Origin of the sequence: Roseateles oligotrophus (assembly GCF_025717515.1) — a bacterium.
Taxonomy (GTDB): Bacteria; Pseudomonadota; Gammaproteobacteria; order Burkholderiales; family Burkholderiaceae_C; genus Paucibacter_A; species Paucibacter_A oligotrophus.
Genome location: NZ_JAJIRN010000002.1, coordinates 471,155 through 488,587 on the forward strand (window position 1 = coordinate 471,155; position 17,433 = coordinate 488,587).

Sequence of the window (17,433 nt, forward strand, 5' to 3'; positions counted from 1 at the left end):
AAAAAATGCTCAGCAAAATATTCGCCTTCGAGGCACGCTACCAGCTGCGCTCGCCGCTGTTCCTGATCAGCTTTGTGATCTTTTTCCTGATGGCCTTCGGCGCCGTCACTTCAAGCGACATCGTGATCGGCGGCCCCAAGGGCAGCAGCCATCTGAACTCGCCTTACGCCATCCTGGAGTTGATCGCCACCATGAACGTGATGGCGATCTTCGTCGTCACCGCCTTTGTGGCCAATGTGGTGATTCGCGATGAGGAGTTCGGCTTCGCGGCCATTCTGCGCTCGACCCGGGTAACCAAGTTCGACTATCTGCTCGGCCGTTTCTTGGGTGCGATATTCGTGGCCTTCTTGGTCACCAGCGCCGTGCCCTTGGCGATTCTGATCGGCTCGCTGATGCCCTGGCTGGACGCCGAGCAGCTCGGCCCGCTGGTGCTCAACCATTATGTCTTCGCGCAACTGGTGTTCAGCGTGCCGACCCTGCTGGTGCTGGGCGCGGGCTTCTTTGCCGTGGCAACGATCACGCGCTCGATGATGTGGACCTATGTCGGCGCGGTCGCCTTCATGGTCTTGTTCGGAGCCTCGCGGGTCTTGCTGAAGGACCCCTCGCTGGACATGGCCTCGGGCCTGGCCGACCCCTTCGCCATCGGCGCCTTGAATCGAGTGACCAAATACTGGACCGCGGCCGACCGCAACAGCCTGCTGCCGAGTTTGAGCGGCATGTTGCTCTACAACCGGCTGATCTGGCTGGGCGTGGCCGCCGCGCTGTTTGGCCTGGCCTACCGCTTGTTCCATTTCGAGACGCAGGCCACGGCGGCGGCAAAGGCCGAGAAAGTCGGCAAGAGCGATGCGATGCCAAGCCTCAAACCCTTGGCCAAGCCCAGCCATGGCGGCAGCACCGCCTGGCTGCAATTGCGCGCCTTGACCCGTTTCGACATGCGCTTCGTGTTCAAGAGCCCGGCCTTTTTTGTGCTGCTGGCCATCGGTGTGCTCAATGCGCTGGCCTCGCTGCTCTTGACCACCTCGGAGCGAGGCGTCGCCTATCTGCCGGTCACGCGTTCGGTGATTGACGCACTGGAAGGCAGCTTCGGCATCATCCCGCTGCTGATCGCGGTCTACTATGCGGGCGAGCTGGTCTGGCGTGACCGTGAGCGCCGCATGCATGAGATCGTGGATGCCAGCGCCGCGCCGAATTGGGCCTTTCTAACGCCAAAAATAATTGCCATCACGGGCGTGCTGCTGGCTTGTTACCTTACCGCCATGGTCACCGGCATCCTGTTCCAGCTCGCCCATGGCTTCACGCAGATTCAGCCGACGGCCTATCTGCTGTGGCTGGTCTTGCCGGGTCTGATCAGCGCCGTCTTGCTGGCCATTCTGGCCATCTTCGTGCAGGCCATGGTGCCGCATAAATTCGTCGGCTGGGCGCTGATGATGGTCTTCATGGTGATGTCCACGGTGATGGACGGCATGGGCTGGGAGCACAAACTCTACAGCTTCGCCGGCACCGCGCAAGTGCCGCTGTCCGATATGAACGGCATGGGCAATTTCTGGATCGGCAGAGCCTGGCATCAGGTTTATTGGCTGGCCTTTGGCGCGATGCTGATGGTCGCCACCCATCTGATGTGGAGGCGCGGTGTCGAGACCCGCTTGCAGCCGCGCATTGCCCAGTTGCGCCACCGTCTGGCCGGCACGCCCGGCCTGCTCTTGGGCGCGGCCGGCATGGTTTGGCTGGGCAGCGGCGCCTATGTGTTCTACAACAGCAATGTGCTGAATGACTATGAAACCGGCCCCATCAGAGAACAGCTGCAGGCCGACTACGAGAAGACATTGTGGGCTTTTGCCAAGCTGCCGCAGCCGACCATCACCGACGTCAAGCTCAAGGTCGAGCTCTACCCGCATCAGGCCCGTGCCGACATCCAAGGCCATTACCAAATGGAGAATCGCAGCGGCTCGGCCGTCAGCCAGGTGCATGTGCAATGGGCTCCGGGGCTGAAGGTTCAATCACTGACGCTGGACGGTGCCTTGCTGGAGAAGGACTACAAGAACTTGTCGCACAGCGTCTTTCGGTTGGGCAAGCCGCTGCAGCCGGGCGAGACGCTTGGCTTGGACTTTGCGGTGCGCATGGAGCAGCAGGGCTTCGTCAACAGCCGGCCGCAGACGCAAATCGTGCCCAACGGCAGCTTCATCAGCAACCAGCAATTTGCGCCAATGCTGGGTGTGCCCCAAGGACTGCTGCTGCAGGACCGCGCCAAACGCCGCAAGGCTGGGCTGCCGCCCGAGGTGCGTGTGGCCAAGCTGGAGGACGACAGCGCCAACGCGCACAACTATCTGCGCCGCGACAGCGATTTGGTCAACGCCGAAATCACGCTGAGCACCGATGCCGATCAAACCCCGATCGCCCCCGGCTCGACCATCAGCGACACCACAGCCAATGGCCGCCGCACCATCGTCACCCGCAGTGATGCGCCGACCGCCAACTTCTTCTCGATGCAATCGGCCCGCTACCAGATCGCCAGCGACAGCTGGGTCGGCAAAGATGGCAAGGCCGTGGCCTTGCAGATCTTCCATCACCCGGCCCATAACAGCAATGTGCAGCGCATGTTCTCCGCGATGAAGGCCTCCCTGGATTTGTACAGCGAGCAGTTCTCGCCCTACCAATTCAAGCAGGCCCGCATCATCGAGTTCCCGGCTTATGAGCGCTTTGCCCAGGCATTTGCGGCCACCGTGCCCTTCTCCGAGGCCATCGGTTTCATCCAGGATTTCAAGGACGAGGACGCGGCCGAGAAGGTTGATCTGGTCACCTTTGTCACCGCGCATGAGATCGCGCACCAATGGTGGGGCCACCAGGTCAATGGCGCCGACAAGCAAGGCATGACGATGCTGAGCGAATCCTTCGCCCAATACTCGGCCCTTTTGGTGATGGAGAAGCTCTACGGCAAGGACCAGATCCGCAAATTCTTGAAGTACGAACTGGATCGTTACCTGAGCAGCCGCGCGGGCGAGCTGGTGGAAGAGCTGCCGCTGGCCCGGGTCGAAAATCAGGCCTATATCCATTACCGCAAGGGCGCGGTGGTGATGTACTCGCTGAAGGAAATCGTCGGCGAAGCGGTGGTCAACCGGGCCATGCAAAAGCTGCTGGCCGAGCATGCCTTCAAGCCCGCTCCCTATGCCGATACGCGCGACTTCCTGCGCCTCTTGCGCGCCGAAGCCGGCGCGCAGCATGAGGCCTTGATCGTCGATCTGTTCGAGAAAATCACCTTGCTTGACCTGAAGGCGACGGACGCCAAGGCCAAGCAGCGCGCCGACGGCAAGTTCGAAGTCACCTTCACCGTCAACGCCAAGAAGATGTATGCCGATGGCAAGGGCAAGGAGACCGAGAGCCCGCTGAACGAGGCCATGGACATCGGCGCCTTTAGCAGCGAGCCGGGCAAGAAAGGCTTCACAAGGGACTCGGTGTTATTGATGGAACGCCGACAGCTGAAGTCGGGCAAGCAGCAGATCACCTTGCTGCTGGACAAGGCCCCGGCCTATGTCGGTGTTGATCCCTACAACATGCGCATTGACCGCAACTCGGATGACAACTTGAGCAAGGTGGAGTTGCAGTGATGGGTTGACTGGCTGTTTGCCCGTCGATTCCAAGAATGGGCAGGTCGGCGGGCGATCCTAGCTGGCGCGAGCGGGTTGCCAGAGGCAAACTGCGACCTCTTGGCGGCGAGACCCGGCGCTGATGCCTGGCGCATGGAATAGGTTGAGGCAAGGATTGGCCGCTGCGATCGCGTACAAAAATACGCGGTCGGCCTGCGTCGTTTGAACTGCTGCCCCCTCACGATGCAAGGAGTTCGCCCTGCCGCATGGGGGCGGATAGAACAGACCAAGCGCCCCCAACACCACCCACGCAATCTCTTCTCGGGTATGGGGGCAGCGCCTGCCTAGCAGTGCATTGCCTGTCGCCTATCACCCGCTATCAGCCCATGTGAAAGGCCTGATGCGCTGGCCCCAACCAACCGAGATCGACATGGTCACTTGTTATCATCGCGGCCATTCAAAAAACAAGGGAGCCCCGCGTGGACGCCATTTTGCTGATCAAGGCCGCCATCATGGGCATCGTCGAAGGCCTGACCGAGTTCTTGCCGATTTCGAGCACCGGGCATTTGATTCTGGCCGGCTCCTTGCTGGGGTTTGATGACGCCAAAAGCAAGGTCTTCGACATCGCCATTCAGACCGGCGCGATCTTCGCCGTCATCCTGGTCTACTCGCAGCGCTTGCGCGAAGTGGCGGCCGGCTTGGGCCATGACGCGCGCGCGCGCCGCTTTGTCCTCAATGTTGCAATCGGTTTCTTGCCGGCCGTTGTGCTGGGCCTCTTGTTCGGCAAAGCCATCAAGGCACATCTGTTCACGCCGACGGTGGTGGCCAGTACCTTCATCCTCGGCGGCTTCATTATTCTGTGGGCCGAGCGGCGTCAACAGGCCGGCGCGGGCGGGCAAGTACGCGTGCAGTCGGTCGACGACATGACGCCACTGGACGCGCTCAAGGTGGGCTTGATTCAATGCCTGGCGATGATTCCTGGCACCAGCCGCTCCGGCTCGACCATCATCGGCGGCATGCTGATGGGCTTGTCACGCAAGGCGGCGACCGATTTCTCCTTCTTCCTGGCCATCCCGACGCTGATCGGCGCCGGTCTCTACAGCCTGTTCAAGGAGCGTGCGCTGCTGAGCATGGCCGATGTGCCGATGTTTGGCGTCGGCCTGCTGTTCTCCTTCCTGAGCGCCTGGGTCTGCGTGCGCTGGCTGCTGCGCTACATCTCCAGCCACAGCTTCACGCCCTTCGCCTGGTACCGGATCGGCTTCGGTATTCTGATTCTGGTGACGGCTTACACCGGCAGCATCGTCTGGAAAGACTGAGCAATTTTTTCTGCGGCACGGCCGCATGGAGTTGCTTGGCAGCAGGAGCCGGCGTGCGATCGATCCGGACCCAGATCCGCAGTACGCCGAGCGCGGGGAGCATTCGAGCTGGCTTCAAATTGCTTGACGGGTGTGACCTTGGATGCTCACTCCAGGCACGCAGCATTCAGCGAGGCAGCAGACTCGCCCGGTGGCGACGACTGCCAAGCTGGTGTTGGCTTGCCGCGTTCATCAAGGCGAAAACCGGATTGACCTTAACCGCCGACCACCCCAGTCAGGCCGCTGGCCAGCGAGGCCACGGCGGTCGCGGTGGCGGTAATGGTACCGAGCAAGTTGCGCATCGCCTCTAACTGCTTTTGCATCTTGGCCGGGTCGCGCGCGGCGCCCCAGACGGTGCCCACCAGGCGCAGCAGCAAGGCGTTCTTGCCCAACTGAGCCAAGCTCACCCCACGCTGGCGCAGGCGGCTGACGATCATGCCGGTGCTGAAGCTCAGCAAAATACTGACGGCGTAATACGCAAACTCGCGCCATTCACGACTATTGGCCGGCAGCACGGGCGTACCGTCGATGAGAGCCACCAGCGCACTCATGCCGATGACGCTGAGCAAGGCAACGGCGCCCGCAAGCAGCAGATTGATGAAGACGCTGCGCGCATTGCCGCACACCAGCAAATAGCCAAAGGGCAGCGGGATCAACAGCGAAGCCAGTCGCAGCCACAAGGTCGGCAAATCGAGGGCAATGACGATCAATGCATGAGCCGACAGCAAGAGCAGCAATGCCGGCAGCAGCAAGGCCCAGGCAGGCCAAGACGTGGGTTCTTCCTGCACCGTGGAAGGCAGGGCCGCCGACGGAGGGGCGGCAGGTCCAAGTTCAAGCGTGTCAATGCGGCTGCCGGCCTCGCCCAGCGCCGTTTCCAACGCTTGGATTCGCGCCAGCAAGGGCTTGAACAGATAGAGATCACGGGCGCAATGCGGACAGGCCAGCGCCTCGTCGTCGATAACGCTGACGCAATAGGGACATTTCATCGGGCGACGTCCAACTGCACCATGGCCTCAGACTCGCGGCCCTCGCTGTCAGCCACCCGAACCTGGATGCGATGTTGGCCCGGAGGCAAGCTCAAACCCTCCATCAGAATGCCGCTCTCGCTGATGCCTGCACGCACACGCTCGGTCAAATCCACCATCGGGGTTTTCATATAAATCAACTGCACGCTCTTGACATCGATACGCGAGCCACCATGGGCTTTGAGCGCAATCTTCAGCTGGAATGGCGAGCGTACCGGGCCACTCTTGGGCGGCGGCTGCTCCTGCACGATGCTGGCCGAACGGGTGATGCCACGTGTCACATCGTCCGGCAACGCAGCCTCGGCGCTGCTGACCAGATCAAGCGCCTGGGCAGGCGACACCCCGAGCAAGCCAGCGGTGCTTACAAGAAAGAGAAGGGTCGCCCCGAGCTTTCTTGACCCCCTCGGGGGGCGGACGACGTAGGTCGTCTGCCTGGGGGTGCTCAGCAGCATTGGCAGGCTGAGGGTCAAAAGGCGCGTCAGCGCACCGCGGATCCTGGCTGAATTCATGGGGCTTTGATCGCTTTCGTTTGGGATGGCGCAGTTTGAGAGCAAGACCTGACCCTGTTGCGGGCTAGGATGCAGCTTATCGTCAATCAACTGTGCGCTGAGCAAAATGCCAACTGTGATTTTCACACCGATTCCGCGCACTTTCCGACTGGCGATGCTCTTGCTGATGTCGCTCACCGCCGCAGTCAGCGTCGCAGCGACAGCGGCGGTCCGCCGGTCATGGCTCAAGGTCGAGGCCGAGGTGAATGGCCCGTTTGCCGAAAAGCATCTGACCCTGACCATCCGCAACCGCTCGACCATTGCATTGGAGGCCGCATTGAAACTGCCTCTGGCTGCCATCGAGCGGCTGCGCGACGCGGTGGCGGTGGCGTCGGATCGGGTACAGGCGCGACTGGCGTTTGAAGAGACGCAGCGCAAGCGCGTTGACCCTGCGCTGATGGAGAGGGGCGTCGGTAGCGGGCATTTTCGCGTCGATACCTTGCTGAGCGGCCAATCCCTGGTCCCGCGCTTGGCCGAGAAAAGCGGCCGCGTGCTTGTTTGCAGTTTCGACATAGGCGCCGACGGGGCAAGGACGGTGGCGCCTTGAAGCTGCTAAAGCTGCTCGCGTCGCTTGGCTTGACGCTGCTGTTTGCGGCAAGCGCCAGATCGGCGGAGCTGCCCAAGCTGCTGAAGGAGGCGCTGCAGGAGTATCAAACTCGCCTGCCCGAGGTACGCAAGCTCCAATGGCTGGACCTGCAAAGCACGAGCAATACGGAGCGCAGTTGGAACGAAGCGACGCAGCAATTCCTCGTCGCCTGCCGTCAACAGGCCGAGGACTGCACGCCGCTGCTGCACCGCGAGCTAAAAGTACTGGACCAATCATTGCGCGTCGCCCCTGTCAGCGAAGGCGGCCAAGCCGCAGCTTCCACCCTCAGCGCCATCGCCGACTTGTGTCAGGGTTTTCCGAATGCTGACCGTCCCATCGACATCTGCCGCCTGAACCTGCGCCTGCACGAGGCCGCATTGCGTTGGCTGGATGAGGGCAACGAGTTGCTGTTCCTCGCCTACCTGAGGCGCTACGACATGCAGCGCACGCAATACCTCGACTGGCTGCAAAGCCAGGGCCAGGCAGCAAGCGCTTCCACGCTGGCCGCCCTGCCCGATATGCCGCCCTGGGTGCGCGCCCAGCAGCTGGAATTCACCGGCAATTTCGGTGCGGCACGGTCCGCCTGGTTTACAAGTTATGCAATCGCCAGCCAGCAACCTCCAAACAGCCCACTCGCCGCCCTGCTGCCGCAGGCAGCCTTGCAGATGGCCCGCCTGTCCTGGCTGCTCGGCGAGCAGGAGCTGGCACAGGAGTTTGAGCACCTGCACAGCCAGCAATTCAAGACCAACGGTTGCCCCGAATTGGCCCTGGCATGGCGGGTGGAGATTGCGCGGTCCAATGCTACGGGCCAGTGGCCGGCTCGACCGGCCGACAAGTTAGCAGCCATCATTCAGGGCAGCTGCGGCTTCACCCAGGCCATGGTCGAGCTGGGTGCTGATGCATTGTTGTTGAATGGCTCCGCTCACCGCAGCGAAGCCGCCGCTGCAATGGGCCAGGCCTTGAGGGCATGCAAGTCCAGCCAATGCGCCACCTACCGCCTGGCGCAAATGCAAGCGCTGCTGAGCGCCTTGCAAGAGCCGACGCCGGCCCTGCCAAGGACCCGCCTAGACGGCCTTGCTCAGCTGGGAAGCCGGCCCGAATCAGATCTGCGACTGAACTGGGCGCTGGGGGCCGATCTGCTGCGAAGTCCAACCTTCAAACAAGATGGCCTGAGCCTGCTGCTGGCGACGCAACGCGAACTGCTGCTGCGTTCCTCGACGACGCAATCGGCGTCCTTCGAAGACCAGCGCGATCTGTCACGCTATGACGGCCTGCACCGACTGATCGCGGCTGCTGCCGTCCAGCAAGCGCAAACTTTGGCAATCTCCCGCACCGAGACCTTGCGAGCCCAAACGCTGTTGCGACGCCTGCGCCTGGAGCGGCTGAAAACGCAACTCGCCGACACCCGCGAAGAGCCGGCCGACGCACGCTACCAAACAGACTTGGCGCGCGCGCAGCAGTTGAAATCGATGAGCGCGCAAATTAGCGGCGCGGCCATCGGGGGCTGGCTGCAGCGGATGGCCGACGACTTCATGGCCATGGCCGAGCAGCAGCACATCGAGGCCTTGGCGGCGCGCAAACTGAAGCAGCAGGGCGACAGTCGGATTGGCAGCTGGCTGGACCGCGCGATCGGCTTGAGTGCCGCCGCCCGCCTGGCCGACCAGGATGTAGACCCGCTCGCCGGCGAAGCCGACAGCGTCGCGCCCGATGAAGCCTACCTATCCTGGCTGCAAGTGCCAGGTGGCTACGTCGCCAGCGTCGTCAATGGCAAAGACCGCCAACTCAGCAATCATTGGATCGCCGTCTCCGCCGCGCAGCAAGCGAGCTTGAAGCTGTATCGCGACCTGTTGCGCAGCGGCGCTGCAAAACCCAGCAAGACGGCGGGCTTGAGCCTGCGCGGCCGGCCGGTCTGGCGCAAGCCCGACGGCAGCTACAGCGTCAGCACCGAAGCACCCGCCGGGGCCAAGCAGGTTCAGCAGGTCGAAGACATTGGCCGCGAGCTGTATGCCCTGCTGCTTGCTCCGACCCAGTCGCGCTGGCAGCAGGCCAGGCGCCTGATCATCAGCCCGGACGGCGGCCTGGCCCAATTGCCCTTCGAGACCCTGTGGCAAGGCGGACAGCCCTTGCTGGCGAGCATGGACATCAGCTATGTGCAGTCGCTGGCCGTCCATGCCGAGCTGAAGCGCCGCGCAGAGCGGACCAAGCCATTGGGATCGCCGCTGCGCTTGCTGACGCTGGCCGACCCGAGCTACACGCTACCCAAAGTCGACCAAGGCGAGCAAGCCAAGCAGGCGAGCACGCCCGAATGGATGGCTGAGCTGGAATGGCAAGCCCTGCCCGGCACGCGCCAGGAATCCGAGGCCTTGCTGGCGCTGTTCAAGCAGCCGCGTCAGATCGTTGGCAGCGCCGCCACCCAGTCCGCCTTGCTGACGCTGCAAAAGAGCGGTGAACTGGGCGCCTTTCGCGTGCTGCATTTCGCCACCCATGGCTATGTCGATGACCAGCGCAGCGCCTTGGTGCTGTCAATGAGCGAAGGCATGGAGAACGCATACCTGCAGGACGGCACCATCGCCAGGCTTTCGCTGCGCTCCGAGCTCGTGCTGCTGTCCGCCTGCGACACCGGCCTTGGCCGCAGCCAGTCCGGCGAAGGGGTGATGGGCCTGCCCTATGCCTTCATGCTGGCCGGCAATACCGACACCCTGATGTCGCTGTGGTCGGTGGACGACCGCGGCACAGCCGCCTTCATTCCGGCCTTCATGACCAAGCTGCGGTCCGGCCTGGACGTGGTCACCGCATTGAACGTCACCAAGCGTGAATTCAGCGCCGGCCTCTTTGGTGAGGCCTTCCGCGACCCGCGCATCTGGGCCTCGTTTGTGCTGTACGGGGTGCCGCTCAAGCTGTGACAGCGGTCGAATTGGACCAAGTTCGGCTACAGACCGGTGGCCGCCACGCATGATTGCACCGCAAGGCTTTCAAGCGCTGGGCCAGGTCTGACATCACGCCTAGCTCGATATTTTTCCTCGGCGCCCCTGCGGGTTGGTCAAGCCGCATGCGCCTCGCTCACCGAGGCCTCCAGCTCGGTGAAGGCGTCCTGCACATAGCGGCCCAGCAGCGGCAAGTTGGGCAGCTCGTCGGTCGCGATCAGGCCGAAGAACAGATCACCCGCATAACTGAACAGCGTGATGTTGAGCAGGTTGCTGGGCGGCAAGGTGCTGATCGGATGCATCTCCTCCATCCGCGCGCCTTTGACGTACAGATGCGATTTCGGCCCGGGTACGTTGGACACCAGCGTGTTGCCCATCGGCGGCAGCGTGTTGCTCAGGCCGAGCATCTCGGCGATCTGCGCTACCAGGCCGGTGATCAGGGTGTAGGACTCGATCGCCTCGGCCGACACGCTGTCAATCATCGTGCGCACATTGCGCAGCGAGAAGCCGATATTGCGCAGCCGCACATAGGGGTCTTCGGTCGGCGCCGACAACTCCACCTGGATGATGCCGATTTTGTTGCCGGCGGTTTTTTCACCTTCTTTGCGCAGATTGACCGGCATCTGTATCGTGATCGGCCGGCGCAACTCCACCCCCTGATCCAAGAGGTAGCGGCGCAAGGCCCCGTCCAGACAGGTCAGGGCGACATGATTGATGGTCGAGCGGGTGCGCTCGCGGATGCGGTTGACCCGCGCCATCGAAACGCCGGCGGTCGTGAACTGCCGCCCCGACGTAACTTGCCCCGTCAGCGGCGTCTTGGCGCTCGACACAAAGGGCAAGGCGATCGCGTTCTTGGTCAGCTTGACGCTCTCCAGAAACAGCATGGCGGCCAGACGGCTGATGCCCAGAATCCGCAAGCTGGTACCGCTGATCTCTTTCCAGACCGACTGCAGCATTTCCTCCTTGCGCTTGTGGCCGAGCCCGCGTTTGGCACCATGGCCGCTGTGTTTGAGCGTCCAGACCGGCGTCAGCTCAAGTTCATCCGGCGTATCGGCCAGGCCATCGGCGGTCCAGCGCGCCATCGTCACACCGTCGGCATAGGCATGGTGCATTTTTTGGTAAAGCGCGAAGCGGCCTTCGCTCAGGCCGTCGATCACATGCAGTTCCCACAAGGGGCGCGAGCGGTCCAGCATCGGCTCATGCAGGCTGGCCACAAAGGCGTACAGCGCCTCGCGGTCGTTCGCGCCGCGGGGCAGCTTGTGATAAAAAATATGCTGTGTCAGGTCGACCTCGGCGTCCTGCCAATGCGGCATCGCCGTCAGCGAGAAACGGATCACCCGATTGAACGGTGGCGCCACCTCGGTAAAGCCCAGGTATTCGCGGTATAGATTCTTGGCGAAGGCAGGCGTGGACTTGGGCGGCCGCTTAAACATCAGCAAGCCCCCGACATGCTTGGGGCTGGCCTGCGACTCGGCGACGAAGAAACCCAAGTCGAGCAAGGACAGTTTTTTCATGAGGCTCCACCGATTAAAAATTCGATCCAGCGATTGTGTCGCCGGCGTGACGCATCGGCGGCCCTTGTTTTGCCCAATTGGGCCCGATTGAGTCGATTCGACAGCCTCCTCTAAACCGGTTTGATCCTGGCACGGCTCAGCCGCACCCAGAACCGGGTCAGCCCAAACATCAAGACCAGCACCGTCAACCAAGCCAGATAGCAGATCAGCAAAGAAGGCACATAGCCCGGCGGCGCCTGCCAGCCGCCTTGTTCCAGCACTTGGCCGCCAAAGCGCCACTGCATATAGACCCAGGCCAAGGCATGGATCAAGGCGATATGCACCAAGTAGAAGAACATCGGTCGGCTGCCGAACAGCATCAGCGCATGGGGCGGACGATGCACCCAGCGCTCGATCAGCGCCAAGGCGGCCAAGCCGATCGACAAGGTGATACACAAATAGAGCAGTGAGGGTGGGTATTTGTGCACATCGACTAAAGCCATCAGCTCAAACCCAAAGCCCCTGCCCTGCGCTACCCAGTCGTGCGGGTCACCGTAGAAATTACCGCTGCGCAAGACCACAAAACTCAGCAACAAAAGCAAGCTGGCCGCGAGCAAGAAACGCTGTCGGCGGGGGGGCGTCCAAGTCAGCAGCGGCCCCAGCGCATAGCCGGCGGCGATCAGTCCGACCCAGGGCATCAGCGGGTAGGCGAACACCGCGCCCAGGCCCGGCCACAGCTGTTTGTAGCCGCCCTGATGCCAGGCCATCATCAGCCAGGAGGCGTCCTTGCCATGCCAGCCATCCAGCAGGTTATGCGGCAAGATCAAACCCGCCGCCACAAGCGCTATGGCCCAAGACGGCAGCCATAGCAGCAGGCCCAGCGCCATCATCGACATGCCGATCGCCCAGATCACCTGCAAGATCAGTACGCTGTAGCCGAACTGCCAGCTGAAGCTGACCCAGGTGAGCTCAAGCAAAACCAGCAGGGCACCGCGCCCGAGCAAGTAACGCATCATCTCGGCTCGGTTACGGCGCCTGGAGCGCAAATAGGCCGACATACCCGCCAGCAAGACAAAGATGGGCGCACAAAGGTGGGTGATCCAGCGCGTCCAGAACCAGGCCGGCGAGCCCAGCGCCAAGTCCAGCGGGTTGAACGGAGTCGGCGCAAAGAAGTCGCGGGTGTGGTCCAGAGCCATCAAGACGATCACGATGCCGCGCAGCAAATCAATCGATAGGAGTCGCTGTGCCTGAGCAGGTTTTACGGGGTGGTTCACGTCGTGGCGCAGTGCGAAAAGGAAATGGAATATGAAAGCCGGATATTAGGGTTGCCGGCCCGGCAATCCTCTGGGGTGATTCCCTCAGCGCGGCCAACAAACCCGCCGAGCCAGCCAGTTAAACTGCAGCCATGACGATCACGATCAAATCCGGCGCCGATATTCCCGCTTTGCGCATTGCCGGGCGCTTGGCCTCCGAGGTCCTGGACATGCTGGCCCCGCATGTCAAACCGGGCATCACCACCGACCAATTGGACAAGCTCGCGCATGACTACATCGTCAATGTGCAGCAGGCGATTCCGGCCCCGCTGAACTACACGCCGCAGGGTTACATCCCCTACCCCAAGTCGATCTGCACCTCGGTCAATGACCAGATCTGCCACGGCATTCCGAACGACCGCGCCTTGAAGAACGGCGACATCGTCAATATCGACGTCACCGTCATCAAGGACGGCTGGCACGGCGACACCAGCCGAATGTTTGTCGTCGGCGAAGGCTCGATCGCGGCCAAGCGCTTATGCGCCTTCACCTACGAGGCGATGTGGAAGGGCATTGCCAAGGTCAAGCCGGGCGCCTACCTGGGCGACATCGGCCACGCGATCCAGACCTACGCCGAAAACGCCGGCTTCAGCATCGTGCGCGAGTTCTGCGGCCACGGCATCGGCCAGGTCTTCCACGAGGAGCCGCAGGTCTTGCATTACGGCCGGCCCGGCACCCTGGTGCAATTGGTCGAAGGCATGGTGTTCACGATCGAGCCGATGATCAACGCCGGCAGGCGCGAGATCAAGGAAGGCAATGACGGCTGGACCATCAAGACCAAGGATCGGTCCCTGTCGGCGCAATGGGAGCACACCTTGATCGTGACCGAAACCGGCTACGAGGTGTTCACGCTGTCGGCCGGCAGCCCGCCGCCGCCCGCCTTCATCACCGGCTGATCGGATGGGCGAGCTTGTGCCCAGTCTGCCGCCCACGGCCGCGCCGGAAAGTCTGGCCGAGCTGCGCCAGCGCTTCAAGACCGGCAAGCAGGCGCTGATCGATCACTTCCGCAATGGCCGGCCCACGGCCGCCGCCGCCGCCGGCCTGCTGCGCGCCTTGGCCAAGCATGTCGATGCGAGCCTGCAGACGCTGTGGGAGCGCGGCTATATGCCCGCCGGCGCGAGCCTGCTGGCCGTGGGCGGCTATGGGCGAGCCGAGCTGTTTCCTTATTCCGACGTCGACGTGCTGCTGCTGCTGCCCGATGGCGTCGAGACGCACCAGAACGGCGCGATCAAGACGGCGATCGAGTCCTTCATCACCGCCTGCTGGGATATCGGCCTGGAGATCGGCTCCTCGGTTCGCACCTTGGGAGAATGCCGGCAGGAGGCCGCCGGCGATGTAACTATTCAGACGGCCCTGCTGGAGGCGCGCTGGATTGCCGGTGACCGGCCTTTGGTGGGCCAGCTCGAGCAATTGCTGGCGCAGGATATGGACGCGAGTGCGTTCCTGCGCGCCAAGACCCTGGAGATGAGCCAGCGCCACACCAAATACGACGACACGCCCTACTCGCTTGAGCCCAATTGCAAGGAAAGCCCGGGCGGCCTGCGTGACTTGCAGGTGCTGATCTGGATTGCCCGCGCCGCTGGCCTGGGGCACACCTGGAAGAGCTTGGCCGAGCGTGGGCTGATCACCGCCTTCGAGAGCCGCCAACTGCAACACAACGAAGGCCTGCTCAAGCTGATCCGGGCGCGCCTGCACTGCGTGGCGGGCCGGCGCGAAGACCGGCTGGTGTTCGATCAGCAAACCGCCGTGGCCGAGAGCTTCGGTTATCAAAGCCGCACCGGCCAGCGCGCCTCCGAAGTGCTGATGCGGCGCTACTACTGGGCCGCGAAGGCGGTCACGCAGTTGAACCAGATCCTGTTGCTGAATCTGGAAGAGCAGGTCAACGGTTCGCAACAGGAATTGATGCGGCCTATTGACACGCATTTTCTCGACCGTGCCGGCATGCTGGAGGTCGCCAGCGACGACCTCTATCAGCGCGAGCCGCATGCCATTTTGCGCACCTTCCTGGTCTACCAGCAGACCCGTGGCATCAAAGGCCTGTCGGCCCGCACCCTGCGCGCGCTCTACAACGCGCGCCAGCTGATGGATAGCGCGTTCCGGCGCGACCCCGCCAATCGCGCGACCTTTATGCAGATCCTGCGCCAGCCCGAGGGCCAGACCCACGCGATGCGCCTGATGAACCAGACCTCGGTGCTGGGCCGTTACCTGTGGGTGTTCCGCGGCATCGTGGGCCAGATGCAGCATGACCTGTTCCATGTCTACACGGTCGATCAGCACATTCTGATGGTGCTGCGCAATGTGCGGCGTTTCTTCATCCCCGAGCATGCGCATGAGTACAGCTTTTGCTCGCAACTGGCCTCGCAATGGGCCAAGCCTGAGCTGCTCTATATCGCGGCCCTCTTCCACGATGTAGCCAAAGGACGTGGCGGCGACCACTCGGATCTGGGGGCCGTCGAGGCCAAACGCTTCTGCCGTGACCATGAACTGGACAAGACCGACACCGACCTGGTCGTATTCCTCGTGCAGCAACACCTGACCCTCTCAAGGGTGGCGCAGAAGGAGGACCTGTCCGACCCCGATGTGATAGCCCGCTTCACCCAGAAGATGATCGATGCGCGGCATCTGACCGGCTTGTATTTATTGACCGTGGCCGACATCCGCGGCACCAGCCCCAAGGTCTGGAATGCCTGGAAGGGCAAGCTGCTGGAAGACTTGTACCGGGTCAGCCTGCGCGCATTAGGCGGCGCGCAACCCGATCTGGCCGCCGACATCGAGGCGCGCAAACAAGAGGCCCGGCAAGCGCTGGCGCTGCATTCGATGCTGCCCGGCACCGAAGTGCCGCTTTGGCAGACGCTCGAGGTCAGCTACTTCGCGCGCCACGAGGCGGGCGACCTGGCCTGGCATGCGCGCTCGCTCTGGCGCCATGTGCAAAGCCCGGTGCCGGTCGTGCAAGCGCGCCCATCGCCGATCGGCGAAGGTCTGCAGGTGCTGGTCTACTCTCCCGACGCGCAGGACCTGTTCGCCCGCATATGCGGTTACTTTGACGGTGCCGGCTTCAACATCCTGGACGCCAAGGTCCACACCACTCGCACCGGCTACGCGCTCGATACCTTTCAGGTGCTCAGTCCCGACCTGGGTTTGCATCACCGCGACCTGGTCTCCTTGGTCGAGACCAAGCTGACGCACGCATTGCTGACCGCCGGCCCCTTGCCCGAGCCGCGGCGCGGGCGTTTGTCGCGCCGGGTCAAGTCCTTCCCCTACACGCCGCGCATCACCTTGCGCCCGGACGAGCGCGCGCAGCATTGGCTGCTGACCATCAGCACCAGTGACCGCGCCGGCCTGCTCTACGCGATCGCACGCGTGCTGGCGCGCCACGGCATCAATCTGCAATTGGCCAAGATCTCGACGCTGGGTGAACGGGTCGAAGACACCTTCCTGGTCGACGGCGCCGCGCTGCAGCACAACAAGGCTCAACTACAAATCGAGAGCGAGCTGCTCGATGCAGTGGCGCTGCAAAAATGAACCAAGCTAGCCAAAAATACGCGCCGCCGTCACCGCTGATCGCCGCCGATGAGGCGATCCAGTCGCTGAGCGCCTTTGACGCCATCATCGATGTGCGCTCCCCGGCCGAATATGCCGAGGACCATCTGCCCGGCGCACTCAACTGGCCGGTCCTGGATAACGAGGAACGTCACCGGGTCGGTCTGCTCTACAAGAGTTCGCCGTTTGAGGCCCGCAAGATCGGTGCGGCCCTGGTGGCGCGCAATATCGCCCGCCACATCGAGGCCCATGCCGAGCCGCTGAATCGCAATTGGCGGCCGCTGGTCTATTGCTGGCGCGGGGGTCAGCGCTCGGGCGCGATGACCTGGTTTTTGGGCCAGATCGGTTTCAAGTCACGCCAGTTGCAGGGCGGCTACAAGGCCTACCGGGCGCAGGTGCGCGAGGCCTTGCAGGCCCAGCCGGCGGCCTTTGATTTCCATGTGCTGTGCGGCCGCACCGGCACCGGCAAGACCAGGCTGCTGCAGACGCTTGCCGGCCTGGGCGCGCAGGTGCTCGACCTGGAGAGTTTGGCCGCTCATCGTGGCTCTATCCTGGGCGCCTTGCCTGACAAGCCGCAGCCCAGCCAAAAGGGTTTTGATACCCTGCTGTGGCAGCAACTCTGCAAGTTGGACCCGAGCCGGCCGGTCTTTGTCGAGAGCGAGAGCCGCAAGATAGGCCAGGTGCGCATGCCCGAGTCGATGTACGAGGCGATGCGTGCCAGTGAGCATATCTACTGGCTGGAGATGCCCGAGGCGGCTCGCGTCGAGTTGCTGCTTGAGGACTATGAGCATTTCTTCCAGACGCCTGAGCTGTTTTGCGCCAAGCTCGACGCCTTGATCAGCATGCGTGGACGCGAACGCGTACAAGGCTGGCAAGCCCAGGCCCTCAGCGGCGCTTGGGCTGAGGTGTTCGGCGAACTGATGCGCGAGCATTACGACCCCGGCTACGAGCGTTCATTGGCCGGGCATTACCCGCAGCTTGAACGGGCCCTTCGTATCCAGCTGGCCGATGGTTCGGCGCGCAGTCTGGCTGACCTCGCGCAGAACTTGATGACCATCAAGACCTGAC

The 17,433-nt window shown here is 62.8% G+C and carries 11 protein-coding genes; 7 read left to right on the forward strand and 4 right to left on the reverse strand.

Annotation, left to right across the window (positions count from 1 at the left end; translation table 11 throughout):
• Nucleotides 1-5 precede the first annotated feature (5 nt).
• Both LNV07_RS05385 and LNV07_RS05390 read left to right on the forward strand, forming a co-directional pair.
• Entirely contained in the window at nucleotides 6-3,602 is a 3,597-nt protein-coding gene (locus tag LNV07_RS05385) for an ABC transporter permease/M1 family aminopeptidase (RefSeq protein WP_263570140.1), read from the forward strand.
• Between the two features lie 458 nt (nucleotides 3,603-4,060).
• Entirely contained in the window at nucleotides 4,061-4,897 is an 837-nt protein-coding gene (locus tag LNV07_RS05390; RefSeq protein ID WP_263570141.1) for an undecaprenyl-diphosphate phosphatase, read from the forward strand.
• A 254-nt stretch (nucleotides 4,898-5,151) separates the two neighbouring features.
• On the opposite strand, the gene LNV07_RS05395 is transcribed toward LNV07_RS05390, so the two are convergent.
• Complete coding sequence (locus LNV07_RS05395; RefSeq protein ID WP_263570142.1) at nucleotides 5,152-5,922, reverse strand: zinc ribbon domain-containing protein; 771 nt, start codon at nucleotides 5,920-5,922, stop codon at nucleotides 5,152-5,154.
• Complete coding sequence (locus LNV07_RS05400) at nucleotides 5,919-6,311, reverse strand: hypothetical protein (protein WP_263570143.1); 393 nt, start codon at nucleotides 6,309-6,311, stop codon at nucleotides 5,919-5,921. Before LNV07_RS05400 ends, LNV07_RS05395 begins: the two co-directional genes overlap by 4 nt.
• Nucleotides 6,312-6,576: 265 nt before the next feature.
• Between LNV07_RS05400 and LNV07_RS05405 the strand changes: the two genes are divergently transcribed.
• Complete coding sequence (locus LNV07_RS05405; protein ID WP_263570144.1) at nucleotides 6,577-7,056, forward strand: hypothetical protein; 480 nt, start codon at nucleotides 6,577-6,579, stop codon at nucleotides 7,054-7,056.
• A complete protein-coding gene (locus LNV07_RS05410; RefSeq protein WP_263570145.1) occupies nucleotides 7,053-9,998 on the forward strand; it encodes a CHAT domain-containing protein in 2,946 nt (981 codons plus the stop codon). Before LNV07_RS05405 ends, LNV07_RS05410 begins: the two co-directional genes overlap by 4 nt.
• Nucleotides 9,999-10,135: 137 nt before the next feature.
• Here the strand turns inward: LNV07_RS05410 and LNV07_RS05415 are convergent, their stop codons facing one another.
• Both LNV07_RS05415 and LNV07_RS05420 read right to left on the reverse strand, forming a co-directional pair.
• Nucleotides 10,136-11,533 carry a wax ester/triacylglycerol synthase family O-acyltransferase gene (locus tag LNV07_RS05415; protein ID WP_263570146.1) on the reverse strand — a complete coding sequence of 466 codons (1,398 nt, stop codon included), beginning with the start codon at nucleotides 11,531-11,533 and terminating at the stop codon, nucleotides 10,136-10,138.
• 110 nt (nucleotides 11,534-11,643) lie between these two features.
• Complete coding sequence (locus tag LNV07_RS05420; RefSeq protein WP_263570147.1) at nucleotides 11,644-12,786, reverse strand: DUF1624 domain-containing protein; 1,143 nt, start codon at nucleotides 12,784-12,786, stop codon at nucleotides 11,644-11,646.
• Between the two features lie 131 nt (nucleotides 12,787-12,917).
• Between LNV07_RS05420 and map the strand changes: the two genes are divergently transcribed.
• Genes map through mnmH form a run of 3 tightly spaced genes read left to right on the forward strand, consistent with a single transcriptional unit; the run spans nucleotide 12,918 to nucleotide 17,432 of the window.
• Nucleotides 12,918-13,721, forward strand: coding sequence for a type I methionyl aminopeptidase (gene map / locus LNV07_RS05425; RefSeq protein WP_263570148.1), 804 nt, complete (start codon nucleotides 12,918-12,920; stop codon nucleotides 13,719-13,721).
• 4 nt (nucleotides 13,722-13,725) lie between these two features.
• Nucleotides 13,726-16,347, forward strand: coding sequence for a [protein-PII] uridylyltransferase (locus tag LNV07_RS05430; protein ID WP_263570149.1), 2,622 nt, complete (start codon nucleotides 13,726-13,728; stop codon nucleotides 16,345-16,347).
• Nucleotides 16,344-17,432 (forward strand): tRNA 2-selenouridine(34) synthase MnmH, encoded by a 1,089-nt coding sequence (gene mnmH, locus LNV07_RS05435; protein WP_263570150.1) that lies wholly within the window; start codon nucleotides 16,344-16,346, stop codon nucleotides 17,430-17,432. The genes LNV07_RS05430 and mnmH overlap by 4 nt, the downstream gene beginning before the upstream one ends.
• The last annotated feature ends 1 nt before the right edge of the window (nucleotide 17,433 follow it).